Raw genomic sequence first — 23,036 nt, 5'->3', positions numbered from 1 at the left:
GGTCATCTACAGGCAGATTTTTGCCTTACATTTTGGACAATAACAGGGGGCGAAATCCATGTTTTAAGGAAGATTTGCCTATTTTCTCCATTTTTTCCACGGTAATTTGATTACGTCCCCAAGAAAAACTCTCATACCACTGTTCAAATTCCAGAAGCATGGCTTCGGCAAAACAAGCAAATAATTGACGTTGAGGTACGTCCATTTGCACAATCTGCATAATTTGCCATTCAATATCCAGGGAATGTTCCACAATGCCGCCATTGACCACATACACTCCGGTATCTTGCAGTTTCGTGCCCAAATTTTTTGGATATCCCCCATCAATCATCAAACAGGGATCTTTCAACGTTGAAGGGTCAATTTCTACCCCTTTGGGCATACTCGCCACCCAAACCACCACATCGGCTAGGGGTAGAGCCTCTTCTAGGGCCAAGATCTTGCCTCGTCCGAGTTCCGATTGCAGGGTTCTCAGCCGTTCTTGATTGCGAGCGACTAATAGCAAATCTGCCACATCTGTTTTCTGGTTCAGCCATCGACAGACGGCACTCCCGATATCGCCGGTTGCTCCACAAACGGCGATCGTTGCTTGGGATAGATCGATCCCCAACTGAGCCGTTACTTGCTCCACCTGTTGGCAAATAATATAAGCGGTATGGGTATTACCGGTCGTAAACTTTTGAAAATCTAATTCTACATTTCGCACCCGTGGGTTGTCATGAAGATTAAATTCTTCAAAGATAATTGAGGAAAATCCCCCCAAGGCGGTGGTATCAATTTCATTTTTCTGGGCATGGGCCATGGCATTGAGAATTTTGCGGATTGCCGCTTTAATCCGCCGATTGGCAAGCATTTCAGGTAGAAAACACGATTCGATATACTTACCTTCAATTACTTGTCCGGTAGCACTGGTGACTTTTATGTTGTCCACAATTTGCGGGGGGGCAGAACACCAGAAATCTAACCCCTGATCTGCATATTCTGGATATCCCAAATCCCTGGCAACGGATTGGGCATGTTCTAAGCTAGTAAGGTGACCGATCAGACCAAACATGGATGTACTAAGTTAAGCCGTCTGCTATTTAGAGTAAAGGAGAATGGAACGAAATAGGAAATCGACAGCGCAAAAGACCGATCGGAGAGCTAAGTCCGACCGGTCTCTGTCCGCGAATCTGGGAAAGCAATAAATCAATGGAAAACTGTCTCAACCCAGGTTAACAGGGTCGCAGACCATAGGCAGACATCCGCATGATCTCCCCGGTTTTAAATCCAATGTTGCCGAGGGCTTCACCATAGGCAATCATGAAGTCTTCAATCAGGGATTCTTTTTCCATGGCTAGGATTTTGGCATCCTTTTCCACTTGATTGAGCATTTTCCAGACGATGGGCAAGTTTTGCCGGTTGGCTTCTTGCAGTTCGGCTTTAGAGTCTTCAAAGTTGGCTTTGAGCCATTCTTCTCCGAAGTTGAGATGGGTATATTCGTCTTTGACGACTCCTTCGGTGATTTTGCGAGCGAAGGGGTCAGCCACGGGAATATAGATATTGTAGGCGGCGATCGCAAAGCACTCAATAATCAAGGATTGGATCAGCAGACAGGTAACCACTTTGCCTTCGGCTAGAGCATCCTGAAAGTTTTGGTGCAGTTGATTAAAGTATTCTTTGGCAAACGCCATATCGGGGGTGACGCTTAAGTTGTTGCCGCAAGCCTGGAAGCCTTTCATGTGGCGTTTTTCCATTTTCGCCAGCTTGGTTAATTCTTCTTTGTCATTGGGCAGCAGACTAGCCAAGTTAATGTAATTGTCATAGGCTTCCTGTTCCCCTTCAATGACGATCGCATTGATCCGGCTATAGGCATCTTTGTAAGTTTCACTTTGATAGTCGAGTTCAGTGCTAACTGCAAGCTGCTGCATAGGTGATTAATCTCCTAATGTGTATGATGGTAATCCTGATTTGATGGCAAACCGTTTTTGCCGATGGGAGGACTGATGACGATTAGTAGGTTTAAGTGTAACTTAACCCTTGCCGGTTTTCATCTCATTCTGGGAAAGACCGCTCAAGAGTCGATCGCTCATCTCGGTCTCGATCCCCTGACCCTAGGATAATTTGCATGAATGAGTGCTATTTCATTGATTTATCTGATGATAGCGTAAAGTTATCCTCTATTCATCGGTCTGGAGAGTTAGATTTAGGAATCTGAGAGCCATTGTAGGCGGATGCTGGAGCGATCGCCTTCTTCATCGGGGAGCCGATCTTGTAGGGGAACCTCTAGAATTTCACTGGTGAGGGGGCCGAGTTGATTAAGCATGGATCTTAGATGGGGGGTACTCGCTCCTGTGTCTACAAACAGGCGATCGGCTAGATTCCCCAACCTTCGCCAGGTTAAATATAATTTGGCTACCGTTTGTTCGAGTTGGGTGGCTTGTTTGAGCAGTTCCGAGGCCGTACTTAAACACCCTAACCGCAAGCTCTCATCTAGGGCCATCTCTAAATCTACGGAGGATTGACTCAGGATTTGCACTTGGGCGGCTGCATCCAAATATTTGGCTAGACTCCGGGCTTCTGAGGTCATTTGTTTAACCGTTTCCACATCCGGGTTAGCCGCTACCTCTTGTTGAATACTCTGTAGGTGAGTATCCGGGAGTTTGCCCAATTCTTTGACTAAGGGGGCCAAATGCTTAGAAGCCATGGTTCCGGAGGCGGCTTTTTCCTTGACTTCATTGGGCAAGAGATCGGAAGACATGGCTGTCCATTCATCGGCCAATTGTTTCACTTCTCGGCGGGTAATGCGATCGCCCCGACTGGCTGCATCGGTGACCAATTGTTGCACTTCTACCGGTGCTTTTGCCGTTTCTACAAAGGCCCGTTTACTAAAATTATTCACCGATTCGGGGTCTAATTGTCCCTCTTCGACTAAGGTATCGGCGCTATTGGCCAATTGAATTAAAGAATAGGCTTGACTTTTAGTAATTTCCTTCGATTTTAACCAATTAATAAACCCCGTACCCCGACCATCACCGCCTTTTTTTTCGCGATCGCGGATCGCCCGCAAAATTCTACCCCGCCAAATATCCGTTTGCAAATCAAAGCGATCGCAAACCAACCAGGCCGTATCTAGACGCTCCTGAAACTCCTGATCGGCAATCTCCTCATCATCAGGATCGGGTAAATTAAAATCGAGTTGGGGTTGTTCCCCCAAAAGGGCTAATAAGTCGGCAGGGGACTGATCCATAACGGGCTTGGGTGGTGTGGCTCTTAAGATTTCTGAGTTTTTATCATACACGCTTTATTCGATCGTTGATAATCAAGAATATAGACATAGCTCCTAACTGTGAATGTTAAATCCTGCCACAGATCTAACCCCGACTGAACTCAAATCCGCCATTGTTAGACATCCCTTGGTGGTCGCTCCTAATGCCAATGTGCGAGAGGCGATCTCGAAAATGAGTGCTGCCCATCTGTGTTGCCACACTACTCGCACTCAAGACACTCAACGGAATCAACTCCACCTCGAAGTCCTCTCCAGTTGTGTCATTATCATCGACAACCAAAAAGTGATCGGTATCCTCACTGAGCGTGATGTCGTCCGTTTACTGGCCCAAGGGCAACCCCTTTCCTATTTGCGCGTTGAACAGGTGATGAGTCCTTCTGTTGTCACCCTCAAAGAAGAAGAGTTGACTGACTTGTTTTTTACCATTAACTTGCTCAAACAGCACCGGATTCGCCATCTCCCCATTCTCGATGCCCAAAACCACCTAGCAGGTCTAATCACCCATGAAAGCTTACGCCAGATCTCTTGCCCTATCGATCTATTGCGTCTGCGAGAAGTCCAAGAAGTGATGAGTCCCCAGGTAATTTGTGCGGCTCCTCAGACTTCTCTATTGCAGATTTCCCAACTGATGGCCAACCACCGGGTGAGTTCTGTGGCGATCGTAGAATCTCGTGAGACTTCTAGCGGTTCCCTCAATGTTCCTGTGGGCATGATTACCGAGCGAGATTTGGTTCAATTTCATAGTTTCTATCCCCATCTGCAAGACTACATGGCTCAGAGCTTAATGAGCAGCCCCATTTTTGCGGTTAAACCCCAAGATTCTCTCTGGAGGGTACAGCAAATGATGGAGCAATATTTTATCCGGAGAGTGGTGGTGACACGCGAGGATGGAGAACTGTTGGGAATTGTGACTCAAACTAGCCTGTTACAGGCTCTAAATCCCTTAGAACTCTACAAATTGGTGGAAGTCTTAGAAGGTAAAGTTAACCATCTAGAGGCAGAAAAACTGTCTCTGTTGCAGAGGCGCAACGCTGAACTCGAAGCCCAAGTGCAAGCGAGAACGGCTGCTTTGGAAGCGCAACGGGAGCGGGAGCAAGTGGTGGCCGATATTGCCAACCGGATTCGTAAGTCCTTGGATCTAGAAGAGGTTTTAGAGGTGGCTGTCTCGGAAGTGAGGAGGCTTTTAGGGTGCGATCGCGTGGTAGTGTGTGAATTTCAAGGCAAGGGCCAAGGGCACATCATTGCTGAATCCGTCGATCCTCAATGGCCCTCCGTCTTCGGCCATACGATCGCCGACTCTTGTTTTAGTAACCTAACTAAGGATCGCTCCATTGCTGTCCCTAATGTGGACAGGGCTGGCTATACCCCCTGCCATCTCGACCGATTAGCCCAGTATCACATCAAGTCCAATCTCGTAATTCCTATCGCCCTAGAAGAAAAACTCTGGGGATTTCTAATCAGCCACCAATGCGACCATTATCGCAACTGGAGTCAGGAAGAACAGACCCTATTAGAAGAAATTGGGGTACAACTGGCGATCGCCATCCGCCAAGCAAGCACCCACCAAAAATTAGTCCAAGAACTGCGGGAAAGACAACAGGCTGAAAGCCTCCTGATCGAGAGTCAGAAACGATACGTTACTCTAGCCCAGAGCCTGCCGGTAGGGGTATTTCGCACGGATGAGGCCGGTCAATGTGTGTATGTCAATCAGCGCTGGTGTCTATTGGCCGGACTCTCGGAAGCAGAGTCCATGGGAGAGGGATGGATGCAGGCCGTACATCCAGACGACCGGGAACGGGTGAGAAATACCTGGGTTCATGCTCTCGAACATCACTCTAGCTGTGAATTAGAGTTTCGTTTGCAACAGCCTGATGGCCAGATGTGCTGGGTTTATGCTCAATCGACAGTAGAGCGCAACCATGAGGGAGAGGTCATCGGTTATGTAAGTAGCATCACTGATATTAGCGATCGCAAACATATGGAAACCGATCTCAAACAGGCCCAGTTAGCCCTAGAAGAACTCAATCAAGACCGGGAAGATCGAGTAGCAGAAATTTGAGACCCGTTAGATGCTACGGCAATGGGATGGAACTGGACACCCGCGTCTCCTCCATGCTGATTTGTACGCTATGGTAATTTTTAAGGGAAAAACGGCTAACCGATGACCGATGACCGATTACCAGCGTGAAGCGCTGTAAACTGAGCCATGTTCTTGAACTTTACCATCTTGATGAAACGGAGCGAGTGTCACGACGCTATCCTCAGAGATGCCTTGGTTGTATCAGCCGATGCTCCCGTGAGTGAGGCGATCGCCAAAATGAGTACCGTTTGCATCAATTGCAACTTAACGGATAGTCACCAGAGGATGGCTGAGGATCTCTATATTAAATCCCTTTCTAGTTGCGTTATTGTCACAGAAAGTAGAAAAGTAACCGGTATTCTGACAGAGCAAGATCTGGTACGCTTATTTGCTCAAGGACAACCCCTAGACCAACTCACTGTTTCAGAGGTGATGACCCATCCCGTCATTACTTTACAGGAGGAAGAGTTTACGGATGTATCAATCGGGATTAACCGACTCAAAGTGCATCAAATTCGCCATCTACCGATTGTTGACCCGGAAGACAATCTGGTGGGATTGGTGACTTATGAGAGTCTGAGGCCAGGGTTTGGGCCGATGGATATATTGCGCTTGTGTTTAGTGCAAGAAGTGATGACACAGGAGGTGATTTGCGCGAGTCCCCAGGATTCCCTATGGCAGATTTCCCAAAAGATGGCCGAGCATTCGGCCGATTGTGTGGCGATCGCCGAAAATGGGGTTCCGGTGGGTATACTTACAGAGCGTGATTTGGTGCAATTTCATGCTTTGGGGGTGAACGGGGAACGGACGATCGCCGAGAATGTGATGAGTCATCCGGTATTTACCCTGCGACCGGATGATTCCCTGTTAGCAGCAGTGCAACTGATGGAGAAGCACTTAATCAGCCGTGTGGTGGTTACGTCTACTGAAGGCCAACTCTGTGGAATGATCTCAGAAACCCACTTATGGCGATCGCGACAGCGATGCGAAGCATTATCGCTCAACCCTCTAGAGCTATATAAAGTAGCCGAAAGTTTGGAACAACAAGTCATACACCTGCAAACGGAGAAGGTAGCCTTACTCGAAGCTCGCAATGCCGAATTAGAGCGAGAGAAACTGATGGCGGATATTGCTGCTCAGATTCGCTCTTCCCTAAGTTTAGACCCCATTTTGCAAACGACCGTGGAACAGGTCAGACCCTTACTGGGGTCAGATCGGGTGCAAATATGGCAGCAACAACCCCATGGAGAAGTCCAGGTCGTTGCCGAATCCATCGATCCCGGCCAATTGTCTCACCTCGGTGAGATCATCGGCTGCTGTATCCCAGAGATCGATCGCGACTCTTTTGAAGACGGGATTTGGAACCTCGCCAACATTGAAACCGCTCCCCTCTCCGAGGGTTATCGCCAACAGTTGAGGGACTTGGATATTCGATCGCAAATTCTAGTCCCTTTACATTGCAACAATTGCACCTCTCAAGTCTGGGGTTGGCTGAATGTGAGCGAAAGTGGGCAACCGCGTCTATGGAAACCGTCAGAAGTCAAGCTCTTGCAAGGGTTAGGCGTACATTTAGAGATTGCCCTTCAACAGGCAACCACCCACGAAAACCTACAACAGCAACTCAAAGAAAAAGAAGAGGCCCAACATCGTCTGCGCCAAAGTGAGAAACGTTACGCCAGTTTAGCAGAAGCCCTTCCCGTGGCTATTTTCCGCATGGATCGGGCAGGTCAGTGTATTTATGTGAATCGCCAATGGTCTGCCCTGACGGGAGTCCCTCCAGAGGAAGCTCTGGGAGACAAATGGATCGACACGATCTATCCAGAGGATCGGCCAAGACTGCTGAAGGCTTGGACACAAGCGGTTGAAAACAATGCCTCTTTTGGCCTAGAGTGCCGCCTGCAACATACGGATGGTCGGGTGATTTGGGTCTATGGACAATCGGTGGTCGAGCGCGATCATACTGGGGAAGTGCTGGGTTATGTGGGGAGTGTGACGGATATTAGCGATCGCCAATCCGCCCAATTGCGTATTGAACAGGAAAATCGCTTTTCTGGGCAAATTTTAGACCAAATGGCGGAAGGGTTATGTGTCTGTCATAACATTGAAGGATTTCCTTTTGTCCAGTTCACTGTCTGGAATCAGCAAATGGAAAGGATTACCGGCTATACCCTAGAGGAAATTAATCGCTTAGGCTGGTATCAGAGTTTGTATCCAGACCCGAAAATCCAAGAGCAGGCGATCGCTCGCATGGAGCAGATGCGAGACGGGAATAACCTGATGGCTGAAGAATGGGAAATTGAACGCAAGGATGGTTCTAAACGACTGATCGCCATCTCCACATCTTTACTCCAGGGTGAAGAAGGAACCCACCATGTGTTAGGGCTGATGCAAGATATTACCGAGCGCAAACAAACCCAAGCTGCCCTAGATAATTTGGTCATGGGAACCGCAGCAACCACTGGAGCAGATTTTTTTCCGACCTTGGTTGAATATATTAGCCAAACCCTCAAGGTTTCTTATGCCATCGTGACGGAAAGGGTTGAGGATAGACTCTCTACTTTAGCGTTTTGGGGTGAGGGGAGATGGCAACCCAATTTTAGTTGTGAGTTGGCAAACACGCCTTGCGAGCAAAGTCTTGAAGAGGGAGTTTATGCTTGTGTTGAGTGCATTCAGCAGCAGTTTCCCGACGATCTGTATTTAGCGCAAATCTCTGCCGAGAGCTATCTGGGAATTGCCTTACATAATACTCAAGGAGAGGCGATCGGTAATCTTTGTATTTTAGACACTCAACCCTTGCAAAATCCCCAGTGGGCAGAAAAAATCCTTCGGGTGTTTGCAGCTCGTGCAGGGGCAGAACTCGAACGCCAAAAAGCCAGCCGTCTCCTGGAAGAACTCAATCAGCAACTCGAACATAAAGTAATTGAGCGCACGGCGGCTCTACAGGATCGGGAAGCTCGCTATCGAGCGCTCATGGATGGAGCAGGGGATGCGATTGTGTTAACAGATTGCCAGGGCAAAATTCAGGAAGTTAATATCAAGGCAGAAGAATTATTCGGCTACAGTCGAGCGCAACTGTGCCAAATGTACTGGAGTGACTTGTTCCCACCAGAAGCATCAGTAGAGATTATAAGGGCGTTTGAGGCGATCGCCCATCAAGACATCTATCAACTCTTCGATATAGAGTGCCAAGATGAAACTGACGAGCTTGTGCCGGTTGATGTGTCTGCTTCCGTCATTACCATTGAAGATGAAACCTTAATTCAGGGAATTTTCCGAGAAATTACCACCCGCAAACAAGGGGAGCTAGAACGCCAGGAACTGATTGCTGAGTTATCTTGTTTTAAGGAGGCTCTCGATCAATCCGCAATTGTTGCCATTACGAATTCAAGAGGAATTATTACTTACGTTAATGAGCATTTTTGTTGGGTTTCCGGCTACTCACGGGAGGAACTGATCGGTTATACCCATCGAGTTGTCAACTCAGGCTACCATGAACCCGCCTTTTTCCAAGATCTTTGGCTTACCATTAGTGGCGGCAACATTTGGACTGGAGAAATTTGTAATCGCTCTAAAGATGGCCAGTTATATTGGGTTTCTAGTACCATTGTGCCCTTCATTAATGAGAAGGGTAAACCCTTTCAATATTTGACCATTCGCTTTGATATCACTGCTCGAAAATTAGCCCAACTCGCCCTGCAAGAGCGAGAAACTCAATTATTATTAGCTTTAGAGGTTTCTAAGGCGATCGCCTGGCAACACGATCTGCGAACCGATCAAATCTATTTTTCCTCAACAGTTACATCAGATATGCCGGTACAACTCTCTTATCAGGAGTCTTTAGCTAGGGTTCATCCTGATGATGTTGAAATTCTCGATCGCGCCAATCAAAGGGCGATCGCCGAAGGGGGATCGTTCCAAGTTGAGCATCGAGTGATCGTTTCTGAAGATCCAGACGATGCGGTTTATCTGTGGTTTGAAGTCAATGCCACCGTTGTACAAGATCCAAACGGAGAACCGATCCGGGTGATTGGCATGTCCGTAGATATTACGGAGCGCAAATTAGTCGAACAAGAATTACAAGAAGCCAAGGAAGCTGCCGAATATGCAAATCGGGCTAAAAGTGAGTTTTTAGCGCTCATGAGTCATGAGATCCGCACCCCGATGAATGGGGTTTTAGGTCTGACTCATTTGATCCTGAAAACTGACTTAAATGAAGAGCAGAAAGATTACTTAAAAAACATTGAAAAATCAGCCCAGTCCCTCTTGGCAATTTTGAACGATATTTTAGACTTTTCTAAGATTGAAGCGGAGAAAATGCAACTCGAAAAGGCTCCCTTTCAATTAGAATCAATTTTAGACAACTTGTATAATCTGTTTTCATTTAAGGCGAAAGAAAAAGGACTCGACTTGTTGTTTGAAGTCGATAGTGATGTGCCCAGTTATGCGATCGGAGATTCTCTGCGGTTGAGCCAGGTGTTAATTAATCTGACCAGTAATGCGATTAAGTTTACGGAACAAGGCTGTGTGATGATTGCTATTGAGACCTCCGCCTTAACGGAACGGTCGGTTAAGCTTAAGTTTGAAGTCAACGATACGGGGATTGGGTTAACTCCAGATCAGCTCAATACCTTATTTGAAGCCTTTACCCAGGCGGATGCGTCCATTAGTCGCAAATACCAGGGAACTGGGTTAGGATTAGCCATTTGCAAACGTCTGGTGACGTTAATGGGGGGCATGATTCAGGTCGAAAGTCAGGTGAATCAGGGGACGACTTTTTCTTTTGAATTGGAGTTTCCGTATTTGTGTGGTTTAGGGGAGAACTATCAATCTTTGGAGCTACCTAATTGGGAAGGCTTCAGGGTATTGGTGGTTGACGATCATCCTTTTTCTAGGGAGATGCTCATTAAGATCTTAAATTCGTTTGGCTTGCAAGCGATCGCCGTGGGTTCTGGCCAAGAGGCGATCGCTTCCTTACAAGAGACAATGGATAAGCCGTTCGACCTGGTTTTAATTGATGCTTATATGCCCAGAATGGATGGTGTGGAAACTTTAAGAGAGATTAAATCCGATGCCAATTGGTCTGCTATCCCTCACATTTTAATGGTTACCGCCCATTCTCAAGAACGGTTTCTAGGAGAGACCCCTTGGTTAGATGAGAATCATTTGGTGACTAAACCAATTAATCGCTCTCAATTATTAGAGACGATTATGATTATTTTGGGCTATAACGTCCCTCTGCACGACAATAGACTCACTCCTTCTGGTTCTGTTTTAGAGGAAGAACTGCAACAGATCCAAGGCGCTCAGATTTTGTTGGTCGAAGATAATGAGGTGAATGCTTTGATTGCACGGGAGTTGTTGCAGAGTGTGGGGCTGAAGGTGGATTGGGCGACAAATGGTAAAGAGGCGATCGAGAGAGTCAAATCCTACGCTTTCGATCTGATTTTGATGGATATTCGGATGCCGGAGATCGATGGATTAACGGCAACGGGGAAGATTCGGGCAATGGCAGAGGAGGGAGATTTAGAAACGGAGCGGTTTGCGACTGTGCCCATTATTGCCATGACTGCCCATGCTATGGATGGCGATCGGGCTAAAAGTTTAGCCGCAGGCATGAACGATCATGTGGCTAAACCCGTGAATCCAGACGAGTTATACTCAGCTCTCGTGCGCTGGATTCCTCCAGGAATGTATACTCCAGCCCTAGAGGTGAGCCGCGCCAGCGATGAGTCGCATCAGAATGAAGACCAGAAACCCATTACCCCCTCTCTACCTGGTATTAATGTTGATGCCGGTTTAGACCGTATTGGAGGCAACTGGGAATCCTACGAAGGATTACTGAAGGTATTTTATCAACAATGTCAGGACTTTGATTTACATTTCCAGGCCGCGATCGACTCTCAAAACTGGCTACAAGCATTAGAACAGGTTCACAGTTTGAAAGGAGCAGCCGGTAATATCGGAGCCGAACAAGTGTACCAATGGGCCCGGACTTTGGAACAGATGCTGGGATTAGAGACCCTCAATATTGAACAGTTGCAGCTCGGTAAAGTCAAATTACTCGAAGCCTTAGAGGAAGTTCTAGAGGGCATTCAAGGGTTACCTGAGACTCAAGAAGAGCAGAAACAATGGAACCGGGAACGGATTGCGGGCTTGATTGGTGAGATTCTAGAACTACTAGAGACCGATTTGATTGAGGCGATCGCCTTAGTAGATGATTTAAAACACGAAGCGGCTAATACTCCCCTAGAACCAAAAATTTCCCAGCTCGAAGATCAGCTCGAAGACTTCGAGATGGATGAGGCTTACCGTTTATTTGAAGATCTACGCAGAATGCTCTAGTCCATCCCTCGATTCGTCGGGGTGAAGACCGTTCTGAAAAACTGAGACAAACTATGACAGTGAAAGATCGTAGGGTGGGCAGGAGGAGAGCGCGACATCATTCAAATTCGACAAACCAACCCTGCCCACCTTACCCCATACTTTGAGTCCGATACTTTGCATAACAATTTAGGGAGCGAAGTCGAAGGGAGAAGGGGAAAGTCCCTGCCATTCCCCAACAGAGGGCGCATTCATGTCTGCGATAGCGGAAAGCGCTGTAAATCCTCTTAACCTTCAGCTCCTTCTTCCGCTTCTGGGGGTGGAGGGGGTGGCAATTCAGCCGGTAATAGGGCGTGAATCTCCATTTCTGTCGTTAACGTGGGCGTATTCTGAGCCACTAAACTCCCCCCTTGATACAGTACCTCTTGGGAAGTCGGATCGACTGTTACTCTCATCGACTCTATAACCAACAAGGGTTGCAGACGCTCAAGATTGAGTAACACCAACCGAGTCTGATCGAAGGTTCCGGAAAATTGGAGGCGGTAGCCCCTGCGCCTGAGTTTACCATCGACTTCTGTCCCCAAGGAGCCATCCTCTACTAATTCGATCCCCTCAGAATCTGGCTCAAACTGGATTAATTCGACTCCTCGTTCCTTGAGAATGCGATTAATATCCAGCAGTAGCGTCTCTAGAGCGGCATCATCGGCAAATAGGGTCTGAATTTCTTCGCTTTGCTGCTTGGCTAACTGTTGGTCTTCCTGAGCTGCCAGAAGCTGATTTTGTAGTTCTTGCTCTTGTTTAACCTGAATTTGTTTATCGTTGACTTCTGTTTGCAGTTCGTTGGTTCTCTCCATGGCTGGCCGCAACTGGCTGATGAACAAGTATCCAGCAATTCCTAAGCCAACCACACCAATGCCGATGCCAATAATTAGATTAATTGGACTACCGCCTTTGCTCTCTTCTTCGGCCCCGACGGTTCCTAAATCTCCTGCTAGTGTCATTATTCTAAAATCCCCTTTTGTCTAAGTGTTTCAATACGACTGACTAATCCAATGGCTCCTTTACTTTCGAGTTGGGCCATTAATTCTGATGCCCCTTTGTCGGATAGGGGAGTTTCAATATTAAAGGCCACCACATCCGGGAGCGTTACTTCGATATCGCTACCTTCTGGAACTTCGACTTGAGTGTTATTAGATTGCAGACTTGCCCGTAAGAGTTCCGTTTTGTCGCCACCGAGAAAATCGGAGTTTTTTAGCAGCAGCATAAAATCATTGACATCATCAAAGCTGCGGGCAGTTCCAGTGATTTGTAGCCCTTTTACATCCATGGTTGCGTTTGGGGTTTCTGGAGGAGCATTGGGATCTGGCAGTTCGATCTCTATTTGTTCAACGCTACTAATTTGGATGGTAGCCGGAGCGCGATCGCGGATTTCTTGCAGCAGGGCTGACCAGGGTTTAATCTGGTTAAACACCGTTGCTAGAGCCAAAGTTTGGGCCCGAATCGCTTCAGTTTGGGCTTGTACTGACTCAATTTCTTGGGTTTTCGCTTCCTGTTGTTCAATGTTGGCGTTAATGCCGTCTAACTGCGCTTGTAGTTCCGCGTTTTTGGGGTCAACAATAAATAGTTTCCAGCCCAAGATTGCGCCCACGGCGGCCGATCCCACCACTAAACCCACGATAATGGGAAGCACCTCTGTGGGACTAGCGCTACTTCCACCACCACCTCCACTTTTTTGGGTTGTTGAAGGAGTTTCTAAATATCCGGGTCTATCTTTAAGAAAATTAATATCGAGTCCATACATGGGGTTTTACCTCTACATCACATATCGTAAGCCTAGACCCAAGGCGATACCTAATCCTGGTCGCTGGGCGGGAGGGATTTCCATTTCTGCTTCTAAAGAGAGAGCTTCAATGGGATCGACTTGGGAGGTGGGAACACTAAGCCTTTGGGTTAAAAATTCATCTAATTGACCGATTCCTGCCCCACTACCGGCTAGGAGAAGTTGGGCTACTTCTTGGTTTTCCCCTTGGTTTACATAAAAGTCAATCGATCGCCGCAGTTCATCGGCTAATTCTCCCAATACTCTTACCATAGCAGCCGCGCCAGGGTTGGAGCCAGTCATCCCCGTTTGCACACTATCGACAGGAGTGAGGGGAATGGTCATTCCTTGGAGGATTTCCGGGTTGCGGGATGGGGGCAGGTTCATGGCTTGACAGAGGGCATTTTGAATCTGCTGGGTTCCGATGGGAACGGTGCGGGAAAATTGGGGTACACCATCGACAACGATCGCGATTTCTGTGCCTTCAAATTCTATATTGGCGATCGCCACCGCTTCCCCTAGGGCAAATTGCCGCAACTCTTCGCGAATGGTACGAATCAGGGAAAAGCTACCAATTTCTAACACATCCAGCCGCAATCCTGCCTGTTCAAAGGTATTAATATAATTATCGGTGACTTCTTTGCGGGTCGCCACGAGTAAAACCCGTACTTTTTCAATCCCATCATCATCGACCATCAGATCGAGTTTCTGGTAATCTACATCGGCTTCTTCTCGTGGGAATGGGAGATATAATCCCGCTTCCTGGTTCAGTACCATTTCCCGCAGTTCGTTATCATCTAACTCAGCCGGAACCGGAATTAGGCGGGTAACGGCTTCTCGTCCAGAAACCGCCGAAGCAGCATTTTTAACGGTTATTTTATTTTCCGCTAAACAGGTTTGAATCAGTTCCGCCATGGCAGGAGCATCGAGAATTTGTCCGTCTTCATAGATGCCTTCGGGCACTTCTAAGGAATGAAAAGACTGGAGTTTATAGGCTTGACCCTTTTTCAGGACTTGAACAATATTAATCTGTTCGGGAGTCAATTCGACTCCAATCCCTTTTGGTCGTTTTGAGACTAGACTTTTAAGTTTATCAAGAACAATCACAGCAGTAGCTTCCCTAAGTTGGAGTCGGGCGATCGCCTCTTTCTTCGACAAGAGGTGGTAATAATCCTGTTATAGCTTAATTGGGGTTCAACGTACCGGTCAATTGATTCTTGAGCCTAGATGCTTGATAATTATAGCTTTGCTCTTTAGGTTGGGTTATGATGCTCTCTTTTCGTCGTAAGTCGTTTTGGGTTTGGATGGCGATCGCCTTTTGTCTCACTTGGCTGATCAGTTGTGGCGCTCCCCAACCCAACCGTTCTGCTTCCGGGGAAGTGGAGTTTTGGACGATGCAATTGCAACCCAAGTTTACGGATTATTTTAACGATCTGATTGCTGAGTTTGAGGGGCAAAATCCAGGCGTAACTATTCGTTGGGTGGATGTGCCTTGGGCGGCGATGGAGAGTAAAATTTTAACTGCGGTAGCCGCACGCACGGCTCCAGATGTGGTGAATCTGAATCCTAATTTTGCTTCGACCTTAGCGGCTCGTCAAGCTTGGTTACCCCTAGAAGAGAGCCTGAGTGAGGGCGATCGCGATCTCTATTTGCCAGGTATTTGGAAAGCCAACACCCTCAACGAGATGACGTTTGGTTTACCCTGGTATCTCACCACCCGGATCACCCTCCATAATCAGTCTATTTTGCAGGCAGCAGGCATTACCGAATCCCCCACAACCTATGCTGAATTAGCCCAAGTTGCCCAACAAGTCAAGGAAAAAACGGGGAAATTCGCCTTTTTTGTCACCTTTGTCCCCGAAGATTCCTCGGAGGTTCTAGAGTCCCTGGTACAAATGGGCGTGACGTTAGTAGACGAGCAGGGAAAAGCTGCGTTTAACACTCCTGAAGGCAAAGCCGCTTTTCAATATTGGGTGGATTTATACCAAAAAGGCTGGTTACCCAGGGAAGTGCTAACCCAGGGACATCGACGAGCCATTGAACTCTACCAAGCGGGAGAAGTGGCGCTATTATTCTCTGGAGCAGAATTTATGAATGCGATCGCCACCAACGCCCCCACCATAGCCGAAGTGACCCAAAGTTCCCCCCAAATTACCGGAAACACCGGTAAAATCAACGTTGCCGTCATGAACCTAGTCATCCCTCGTCAAACCGCTCAACCCGAAAACGCCCTCAAATTCGCCCTCTTCGTCACCAACCCCCAAAACCAACTCGCCTTTGCCCAAGCCGCCAATGTCTTGCCCTCCACGGTAAAATCCGTACAAGAGTATCAAGCCCAACTCAAATCTACTTCCCAATCCACTCCCGTAGAAACAGCCCGCTTAATTAGCTCTCAGCAATTAGACTCCGCAGAAGTCCTCATTCCCGCCATGAAAGGCTTAACCGAATTAAAAGGAGCCATTTACGACAATCTGCAAGCCGCCATGTTAGGCGAAAAAACAGTAGATCAAGCACTATCCGATGCGGCTGAAACTTGGAATAGCCTCAGTTTTTAAGAAAGTTCAATAATCAGATTTCTATCCTTTAGTGAATGCCCAATGATACACTGTAGATTGCGATCGCACTGTTCCTCCTACCATCTGCACGTAATCCTATGGTCTTTAATTGGTTTCGCCGCCAGTTTAATCGCTCTGAGTCCCCTTCTGAAACCCCTGCACCTGCCCCAGAACCGCAACCGGAGCCGGAGCAACTGGAGCAGGCTGAAGCGGAAAAAACTCAAGAGGCTGTAGATTATCTGGCTTGGGCAAAGGCTGCTTATCAAAATATTCAACAACAAGAAGCCCAAAAGTCTGCTGAAGTTGAGGAGAAAGTAGAAGAACCGGAAGCAGAGGTGATCCCGGAAGAACCTGAAGAACCAGAACCTACGGTTGAACCTTCAGAACCGGAACCAGAACCAGAACCGGAGCCAGAACCGGTAGTTGAGAGCAAAACAGAAACAGCGCCCGAACCGGAACCCATCATTGAAAGTGAACCGGAACCGCAACCCGAACCCACGCCAGCGCCTCTCTCCTTCCTAGAGCGAGCCAAAGCAGAGCGGGGAGCGAGGTTAGAAGAGCTGAAAGAAAAGGCAGTTGAAGAACCGGAACCAGAAACAAAACCCCGTCGTTCTCCAGCCCCTGAAGAGTTAGATGAAGATTTCCTTTGGTCGGCTGAGGTACTCGCCAAGCAAGGCAGACGACCGGATGAGGTGTCCGTAGAAGAGATTAATTGGTTACAACAGTTGCGCCAGGGATTAGGGAAAACCCGGCGCGGATTGATTAATCAATTAAAGGCGGTTGTCGGTCAAGGGCCCCTGAATGAGGACGCAGTTCTAGAAGTCGAATCCTTGCTCTTGCAGGCAGATGTAGGCGTTGAAGCCACCGATCGCATTATCGAACAATTACAAGCCAAGCTGCGCGAGGAAAGTTTACCCCCAGAACAGGCGATCGCCTACCTCAAACAACTTCTCCGTAATATTCTTGACTATCCCGGTGGCCAAGCCTACGATACCACCTTTGCCCCAGAACAAAATGTCCTCAACATTTGGATGTTAACCGGAGTCAACGGCGTAGGCAAAACCACCACCATTGGTAAATTAGCGCACTTAGCCAAAAAATCCGACTATCAATGTTTAATCGGTGCAGCCGACACCTTCCGAGCCGCCGCCGTCGAACAAGTAAAAGTTTGGGGAGAAAGAACCGGCACAGATGTGATTGCCAATCCTGGTAAAAATACAGATCCCGCAGCAGTTGTTTATGATGCCATCAACGCCGCACAATCGAGAAAAATAGACCTCTTACTCGTGGATACGGCTGGGCGACTGCAAAACAAGAAAAACTTAATGGAAGAACTGAGTAAAATTCGTCGCATTATTGACAAAAAAGCCCCCGATGCCAAAGTAGAATCTCTGTTAGTTTTAGATGCCACCCTAGGACAAAACGGCTTACGTCAAGCCCAAGTGTTTGCCGAAGTCGCCCAACTCAGTGGAGTCGTTTTAACCAAATTAGATGGTACAGCCAAAGGCGGCGTTGCCCTCGCCGTCTCCCAACAATTAGGGTTACCCATCCGCTTTATTGGTGCAGGAGAAGGTATTGAAGATTTACGTCCCTTTTCCAGCTATGAATTTGTAGAAGCCTTAATTAGTGGATAATTATGAATGTTATCTTTCGCGAATTTAATCCCTTCGATGTTTGGATCTGGATGGAATTTAATACAATTCCTAGTGATGCAGAAAAGCTGTATGTGCAAGAAGCCTTTGATGCTTGGTATTATTTGGGCAAGTTGGGCGGATTTAATGCAGAAAACCTGCAAGTGCAAGAGGAGGGTTTAGAACTGAGTTATATGAGCTATGATGGGGAGCAAGCCGATCGCTCCTTGATGGCGTTGATGCATAATATGGGAGACTTAGAATACCAGGGAAATTGGGGACGCTGTTGGTTTGACCTGGGAACCAGTGATGCTCTGGCTCTCGATATCCTGATTAATGCCTTGCGGCAACTGAGTCAGGAATACGTGGCCCTTGAAACCTTGGTTATTGGTGGCGTTAACGCAGATTGGCCGATTCCGGAAACCCAAGATACCTTTGTGCAATATTAAGTCTCATCATGTCTAAGAAAAAGCCAAAAATCCGCGTTATTGCTCTGGGGCTGATTCGAGACGGCGATCGCCTCTTCCTCTCCGAAGGTTATGATAAAGATAAAGACCAAACCTTCTATCGCGCATTAGGGGGGGGTGTTGACTTTGGGGAAACCTCCCGCGAAGCACTCAAACGGGAATTTCAGGAAGAATTAAACGCCGAACTCACCGAAATCGAGTATTTAGGCTGCATAGAAAGCATTTTTACTCATCAAAGTAAACCCGGTCACGAAATCATTCAACTCTATCGCGCCCAATTTGTAGACCCCACTTTTTATCAGCAAAACCGCTTTACCTTCCACGAAAATAAACGCAGCAAAACCGCCCTCTGGGTCAATATTGAGGCGTGTAAATCAGGAGAAGTGCGAGTTGTTCCCGCAGAATTTTTAGCCTATCTCTAGTATCGTACCTGGACTAAGTTTTAGGATTGGGTTTCGATTTTAATTTTCCCAGAGTGAAAGAAGAGGGATATATTCAAGTCTCGATCTTTAACTGCTCTTTTGATCTATGTCAACCAACTGTTGCTTCAAGTTACGAATTGCTGTGCTGGTGTTTCGCTGATAAGCAAGGGTCAAACATTGGGCAACCACATCCGCAAGGTTTACCTCTGGGAAATATTGGCTTTGGGATTGAACACTATACTCATTTCCTTGAAGTTGGTAAATCAAGAGTTTTTGGTTACGAAATAACCAAACTTCTGGCACTCGATAGGGCAGATAATCCTGGGCATCTGAATAACTGGTGACATCAATTTCCAATACCAAATCTGGTGGGGGATCATGGAGCCAATCAATCCGTTCCTTACCTGAAACAGCTTGCCAATGGTCAATATAAAAACAATAGTCCGGCTCGATGCCACTTTCTTCTGGCAGTTGCATCGTCACTGGGGTAAAGGCATCATATTCGCGCCCTGTCCAATCCAGCAACACTTTGATCAGGTCTGCGATAAGACTGGCATCTCGTCCATGTTTTGCCAAGGGAGACATGAGGAAGACTTCTCCAGAATGATATTTAATGCGGGGAATGGAACCGTCCCCCCGGCGATCGCATAAGGTTTGATACTCTTGCCAGGTTCCCGGTAGCCGCACCACACTGCCTGGTGGCAGTTGAATTTCGTCATTAGAAATAACCGCATACATGGTGGAGTTCCTCAAATGGATTGAGCATAACCTTCACATTTTACCTTCACATTTTAATAGTATTGGGGAAACGCCCGCGATCGCTTGTTCCTCTCAGAAGGCTATGATCAAGATCGAGACCAAACTTTTAGGGGTTCCCCCAAAATTTTTAACCTATCTCTAGGGGCGAAACCTATTTCGCCCCTACCAGACTTATCGGAACATACTACTGACGGAACTATCCTCATGGATGCGCCAAATGGTTTCCCCCACTAAATTCGCCACAGACAGCACTCGCAGTTGGGGAAAATGTTTAGCTTCAGGTAATTGAATCGTATTCGTAACAATCACCTCTTCCAATACGCCACTAGAGAGACGTTCAACGGCTGGATGGGAAAAAACCGCATGGGTCGCGCAAGCATAAACCTGTCTTGCACCTTTTTGGCGCAGCATTCTCGCCCCTTCGGAAATGGTTCCGGCGGTATCAATCATGTCATCGACTAATACAGCCGTTTTGCCTTCCACATCTCCAATTAGATTCAGAACTTCGGCCACATTGTGAGCTTGACGGCGCTTATCAATAATCGCTAAGGGCGCATCATTGAGTTTTTTGGCAAATGCTCTTGCTCTAGCGACTCCACCGACATCCGGAGAAACTACGACCAGATCGGGTAATTGCTTACTTAAAAGATAATCAATTAAAACGGGAGAACCATAAACATGGTCACAGGGGATATCAAAATAGCCTTGGATCTGGGCAGAATGTAAATCCATGGCTAGGACGCGACTGGCTCCAGCTTCGGTAATCAAATTCGCCACTAATTTAGCGGTAATTGATTCACGACCGGCTGTTTTACGGTCAGCTCTGGCATAACCATAGTAGGGGATAACGGCTGTAATTTGGCGGGCAGATGCTCGACGACAAGCGTCTATCATGATCAACAATTCCATTAAATGGTCGTTGACCGGGGAACTAGACGGTTGAATTAAATAAACATCGCAACCGCGAATAGACTCTTGTATTTGAACATAAAGTTCGCCATCAGCGAACCGTTTACGAACCATTGGCCCTAAATCTACCCCCAGATAGCGGGCGACTTCTTGAGCCAAAAGTAAGTTAGCAGAGCCAGCAAATAACCGAAGGCGGTTATTTTCATTGACAGATGGTAGCGTTGGCTGAATCGCCAAAGTCGCAGAACGGATCACGACAAACCCTCGAAGCGCACTCATTGGCGATCTTATCACTAGAAATTGGGTTATTATTATGTATTTTTTATGAAAAGTTTATGATTGAGCGATTAAAGAGGGGGGAGAAATAGCCCAAAAACCTGATTATGGGGTTAACTAAGGGAGAATTTGGGATTAGGGCTGGGTTAAGGATTGATGCTGGAAATCAGGCGATCGAGTTCGGCTTGCATTGTGGTTTGTACAACCTGATAGCATTGATCGACATAATAGCGATCGCGGGCTGCTTTGCGTCCGTGCCGGTCAAACCGGATGGGTTTACAGATGCGGGTATGAACCTGGATGGGTAGGGGAATGTGGGGTAGGGGGCCAAAAGCAATACCCCAGGGCAGTCCGAGATAGATGGGGAAGACTTCCGGATCGAGGTTATAGAGCCAAGGGAGTCCCCATTCATGGAGCTGTTTCATCAGGGGATAGATATCGCCGAGAACCATGAGGGTATCGTGGGCCCCGTAGGAAATGGCGGGGACGATGGGCACGTTTTGCCGCAGGGCGAGTTTAATAAATCCTTTACGGCCGGCCAATTCGATTTTATGGCGTTGGGAATAGGGACGGAAAACGTCTTGCGCTCCTCCGGGATAGACGAGGACGCTGGCTCCTTTTTGGAAGGCGGCGATCGCCATTTTTGGGTTGGCTCGAATGGCTCCAAGGGCGACCACTTCCTGGGCGACACGGGGGTTGATCGTCCAGATATGGGGGTGCGTTAGTCCGTAAACCAGGCGCTGTGTGCCAAAATGACGAAACCAGTCATAAATCATCATTACCATGTCTGGAGAGGCTAAACCGCCGTTATGGGAGCCAACAATCAGGACGGGTTCATCGGTGGGAATCTGATGCCAACCCTCCGTTTGCACCCGAAAATAGTAATCATACAACCAGCCCCAAATCGACATCCAGGATTCAATCACTTCGGGGTTTCGTTCGTCTAGAGACCATCCATCTCCTGGTTTTTGATGCAGATTGTTGGTCATGGGGGGTTCAGAGCGGCGATCGCATCCTAGGGGACGCGGGTCAAATCTTCATCTTTAACCACTCTTTTGATCTCTGTCAACTTAAGTTTATACAGCAGAGTCTTATGCTAACCATAGCTGTCCTCACTAAGTTCGTATCATTGTGTTAAGGTCTGTTTCAGTTTAGTTACATTCAGCCGTAAGTGGCCCAGAAAATTCCCAGAAAGTGATACGATTCCATTCGTGTTGTGTAACGATTGTGGAGAAAACCTTTGGGTATAAGGGTTGCTGTAGTTGGATCGGGGCCAGCAGGTTCAAGCACTGCTGAGACCCTAGCAAAGGCAGGGATTGAAACCTATCTGTTTGAGCGTAAGCTAGACAACGCGAAACCCTGCGGTGGAGCGATTCCCCTCTGTATGGTAAGTGAATTTGACTTACCCCCCCAGATTATTGACCGGCGCGTGAGAAAAATGAAAATGATCTCACCGTCGAACAGAGAAGTCGATATTAATTTAGACCGGAACGACGAGTATATTGGTATGTGTCGCCGGGAAGTGCTAGATGGCTTCATGCGCGATCGCGCGGCTGAACTCGGCGCGACTTTAATTAACGGCACGGTTCATAAACTCGAACTTCCGACCAATAGTACAGATCCCTACACCCTGCACTATAGTGACCATTCTCAGGGAGGTACGGTGGGAGTCGCCAAAACCCTCCAGGTGGATGTGGTAGTCGGTGCAGATGGGGCCAACTCCAGGGTCGCTAAAGCGATTAAAGCAGGAGACTATAATTATGCGATCGCCTTCCAAGAGCGTATCCGTCTCCCTGACCATCTGATGAATTACTATGAAGACCTGGCGGAAATGTATGTCGGAGACGATGTATCCCCAGACTTCTACGCTTGGGTATTCCCGAAATACGACCATGTGGCCGTGGGAACGGGAACCATGAAAGTGAACCAAGCCAAAATTAAACAACTACAAGCCGGAATTCGGGCCCGGGCAGCCAAACGCTTGGTGGGTGGAGAAATCATTAAAGTTGAAGCTCACCCCATCCCCGAACATCCCCGTCCTCACCGGGTACGCGGTCGAGTTGCCCTTGTCGGTGATGCAGCAGGAACGGTAACTAAATCTTCCGGAGAAGGGATCTACTTTGCGGCTAAATCCGGTCGCATGTGCGCGGAGGCGATCGTCGAGTTTTCTAACAATGGTCAACGCATTCCCACGGAAGAAGACCTCAAGGTTTACCTCCAACGCTGGGATAAGAAATATGGTTTGACCTACAAGGTACTCGATATCCTGCAACAGGTCTTCTATCGCACCGATGCCACCCGCGAAGCCTTTGTAGAGATGTGTTCGGACAAAGATGTACAACGGCTCACCTTTGACAGCTACTTGTACAAAACCGTGGTTCCTGCCAATCCTTTAGTACAAATGAAGATTACGGCTAAAACCATTGGTAGCTTGCTCCGGGGTAATGCCCTAGCTCCTTAAGTGCTGTAAGGTGACATACTGTAGTAATCACCGATTAGAATAAAGATTATATCGAATCCTCCCTCTAC

The 23,036-nt window shown here is 47.6% G+C and carries 16 protein-coding genes; 7 read left to right on the top strand and 9 right to left on the bottom strand.

Going from position 1 to position 23,036, the window contains the following annotated elements:
* Nucleotides 1-25: 25 nt before the first annotated feature.
* From PMG25_RS06010 to PMG25_RS06000, 3 genes are all read right to left on the bottom strand, one after another.
* Nucleotides 26-1,054 (bottom strand): long-chain acyl-[acyl-carrier-protein] reductase, encoded by a 1,029-nt coding sequence (locus PMG25_RS06010; protein WP_283765997.1) that lies wholly within the window; start codon nucleotides 1,052-1,054, stop codon nucleotides 26-28.
* 160 nt (nucleotides 1,055-1,214) lie between these two features.
* Nucleotides 1,215-1,910 (bottom strand): aldehyde oxygenase (deformylating), encoded by a 696-nt coding sequence (locus PMG25_RS06005; RefSeq protein WP_283765996.1) that lies wholly within the window; start codon nucleotides 1,908-1,910, stop codon nucleotides 1,215-1,217.
* 275 nt (nucleotides 1,911-2,185) lie between these two features.
* Complete coding sequence (locus PMG25_RS06000; RefSeq protein ID WP_283765995.1) at nucleotides 2,186-3,229, bottom strand: hypothetical protein; 1,044 nt, start codon at nucleotides 3,227-3,229, stop codon at nucleotides 2,186-2,188.
* Nucleotides 3,230-3,332: 103 nt separating this feature from the next.
* Between PMG25_RS06000 and PMG25_RS05995 the strand changes: the two genes are divergently transcribed.
* Together PMG25_RS05995 and PMG25_RS05990 are read left to right on the top strand one after the other, a co-directional pair.
* Nucleotides 3,333-5,327 carry a CBS domain-containing protein gene (locus tag PMG25_RS05995; protein ID WP_283765994.1) on the top strand — a complete coding sequence of 665 codons (1,995 nt, stop codon included), beginning with the start codon at nucleotides 3,333-3,335 and terminating at the stop codon, nucleotides 5,325-5,327.
* A gap of 147 nt (nucleotides 5,328-5,474) precedes the next feature.
* Nucleotides 5,475-11,690, top strand: coding sequence for a PAS domain S-box protein (locus PMG25_RS05990; protein WP_283765993.1), 6,216 nt, complete (start codon nucleotides 5,475-5,477; stop codon nucleotides 11,688-11,690).
* Between the two features lie 266 nt (nucleotides 11,691-11,956).
* Here PMG25_RS05990 and PMG25_RS05985 read toward each other — a convergent pair whose 3' ends face one another.
* From PMG25_RS05985 to pilM, 3 genes are read right to left on the bottom strand one after another with little or no spacing between them, the layout of a single operon-like run.
* Nucleotides 11,957-12,670 carry a hypothetical protein gene (locus tag PMG25_RS05985; RefSeq protein ID WP_283765992.1) on the bottom strand — a complete coding sequence of 238 codons (714 nt, stop codon included), beginning with the start codon at nucleotides 12,668-12,670 and terminating at the stop codon, nucleotides 11,957-11,959.
* The gene (locus PMG25_RS05980; protein ID WP_283765991.1) at nucleotides 12,670-13,470 is read right to left on the bottom strand and encodes a PilN domain-containing protein; all 801 of its coding nucleotides are present in this window, start codon (nucleotides 13,468-13,470) and stop codon (nucleotides 12,670-12,672) included. Before PMG25_RS05980 ends, PMG25_RS05985 begins: the two co-directional genes overlap by 1 nt.
* A gap of 12 nt (nucleotides 13,471-13,482) precedes the next feature.
* The gene (gene pilM, locus PMG25_RS05975; RefSeq protein ID WP_430540868.1) at nucleotides 13,483-14,592 is read right to left on the bottom strand and encodes a type IV pilus assembly protein PilM; all 1,110 of its coding nucleotides are present in this window, start codon (nucleotides 14,590-14,592) and stop codon (nucleotides 13,483-13,485) included.
* A 164-nt stretch (nucleotides 14,593-14,756) separates the two neighbouring features.
* Here pilM and PMG25_RS05970 point away from each other — a divergent pair, with 164 nt between their 5' ends.
* The 4 genes from PMG25_RS05970 (at nucleotide 14,757) to PMG25_RS05955 (ending at nucleotide 18,563) form a co-directional block, all read left to right on the top strand.
* On the top strand, nucleotides 14,757-16,043 hold the full coding sequence (locus PMG25_RS05970; RefSeq protein WP_347178754.1) for an ABC transporter substrate-binding protein: 1,287 nt from the start codon (nucleotides 14,757-14,759) through the stop codon (nucleotides 16,041-16,043).
* Nucleotides 16,044-16,141: 98 nt separating this feature from the next.
* Nucleotides 16,142-17,677, top strand: coding sequence for a signal recognition particle-docking protein FtsY (gene ftsY / locus PMG25_RS05965; protein ID WP_283765989.1), 1,536 nt, complete (start codon nucleotides 16,142-16,144; stop codon nucleotides 17,675-17,677).
* Nucleotides 17,678-17,679: 2 nt separating this feature from the next.
* Nucleotides 17,680-18,123 (top strand): DUF3531 family protein, encoded by a 444-nt coding sequence (locus tag PMG25_RS05960; RefSeq protein WP_283765988.1) that lies wholly within the window; start codon nucleotides 17,680-17,682, stop codon nucleotides 18,121-18,123.
* 8 nt (nucleotides 18,124-18,131) lie between these two features.
* Nucleotides 18,132-18,563 (top strand): NUDIX hydrolase, encoded by a 432-nt coding sequence (locus PMG25_RS05955; RefSeq protein ID WP_283765987.1) that lies wholly within the window; start codon nucleotides 18,132-18,134, stop codon nucleotides 18,561-18,563.
* Between the two features lie 87 nt (nucleotides 18,564-18,650).
* Here PMG25_RS05955 and PMG25_RS05950 read toward each other — a convergent pair whose 3' ends face one another.
* From PMG25_RS05950 to PMG25_RS05940, 3 genes are all read right to left on the bottom strand, one after another.
* Nucleotides 18,651-19,301, bottom strand: coding sequence for a Uma2 family endonuclease (locus tag PMG25_RS05950; protein WP_283765986.1), 651 nt, complete (start codon nucleotides 19,299-19,301; stop codon nucleotides 18,651-18,653).
* A gap of 192 nt (nucleotides 19,302-19,493) precedes the next feature.
* The gene (locus tag PMG25_RS05945) at nucleotides 19,494-20,510 is read right to left on the bottom strand and encodes a ribose-phosphate pyrophosphokinase (protein WP_283765985.1); all 1,017 of its coding nucleotides are present in this window, start codon (nucleotides 20,508-20,510) and stop codon (nucleotides 19,494-19,496) included.
* A 143-nt stretch (nucleotides 20,511-20,653) separates the two neighbouring features.
* Nucleotides 20,654-21,496 carry a lysophospholipid acyltransferase family protein gene (locus tag PMG25_RS05940; RefSeq protein WP_283765984.1) on the bottom strand — a complete coding sequence of 281 codons (843 nt, stop codon included), beginning with the start codon at nucleotides 21,494-21,496 and terminating at the stop codon, nucleotides 20,654-20,656.
* 251 nt (nucleotides 21,497-21,747) lie between these two features.
* Between PMG25_RS05940 and chlP the strand changes: the two genes are divergently transcribed.
* The gene (chlP, locus tag PMG25_RS05935) at nucleotides 21,748-22,968 is read left to right on the top strand and encodes a geranylgeranyl reductase (RefSeq protein ID WP_283765983.1); all 1,221 of its coding nucleotides are present in this window, start codon (nucleotides 21,748-21,750) and stop codon (nucleotides 22,966-22,968) included.
* Nucleotides 22,969-23,036: the final 68 nt, after the last annotated feature.

This window comes from Roseofilum capinflatum BLCC-M114, from assembly GCF_030068505.1.
Lineage (GTDB): Bacteria > Cyanobacteriota > Cyanobacteriia > Cyanobacteriales > Desertifilaceae > Roseofilum > Roseofilum capinflatum.
This window is presented reverse-complemented; position numbering and strand designations above follow the sequence as displayed.

Bases quoted from the DNA above. Each gene is read 5' to 3' on its own strand.
- PMG25_RS05955 (WP_283765987.1), top strand. From the start codon at position 18,132: ATGTCTAAGAAAAAGCCAAAAATCCGCGTTATTGCTCTGGGGCTGATT.
- PMG25_RS05940 (WP_283765984.1), bottom strand. From the start codon at position 21,496: ATGACCAACAATCTGCATCAAAAACCAGGAGATGGATGGTCTCTAGAC.
- PMG25_RS06005 (WP_283765996.1), bottom strand. From the start codon at position 1,910: ATGCAGCAGCTTGCAGTTAGCACTGAACTCGACTATCAAAGTGAAACT.
- PMG25_RS05945 (WP_283765985.1), bottom strand. From the start codon at position 20,510: ATGAGTGCGCTTCGAGGGTTTGTCGTGATCCGTTCTGCGACTTTGGCG.
- PMG25_RS05960 (WP_283765988.1), top strand. From the start codon at position 17,680: ATGAATGTTATCTTTCGCGAATTTAATCCCTTCGATGTTTGGATCTGG.
- PMG25_RS05950 (WP_283765986.1), bottom strand. From the start codon at position 19,301: ATGTATGCGGTTATTTCTAATGACGAAATTCAACTGCCACCAGGCAGT.
- PMG25_RS05980 (WP_283765991.1), bottom strand. From the start codon at position 13,470: ATGTATGGACTCGATATTAATTTTCTTAAAGATAGACCCGGATATTTA.
- PMG25_RS06010 (WP_283765997.1), bottom strand. From the start codon at position 1,054: ATGTTTGGTCTGATCGGTCACCTTACTAGCTTAGAACATGCCCAATCC.
- PMG25_RS05995 (WP_283765994.1), top strand. From the start codon at position 3,333: ATGTTAAATCCTGCCACAGATCTAACCCCGACTGAACTCAAATCCGCC.
- PMG25_RS05985 (WP_283765992.1), bottom strand. From the start codon at position 12,670: ATGACACTAGCAGGAGATTTAGGAACCGTCGGGGCCGAAGAAGAGAGC.
- ftsY (WP_283765989.1), top strand. From the start codon at position 16,142: ATGGTCTTTAATTGGTTTCGCCGCCAGTTTAATCGCTCTGAGTCCCCT.
- PMG25_RS06000 (WP_283765995.1), bottom strand. From the start codon at position 3,229: ATGGATCAGTCCCCTGCCGACTTATTAGCCCTTTTGGGGGAACAACCC.
- PMG25_RS05990 (WP_283765993.1), top strand. From the start codon at position 5,475: ATGTTCTTGAACTTTACCATCTTGATGAAACGGAGCGAGTGTCACGAC.
- PMG25_RS05970 (WP_347178754.1), top strand. From the start codon at position 14,757: ATGCTCTCTTTTCGTCGTAAGTCGTTTTGGGTTTGGATGGCGATCGCC.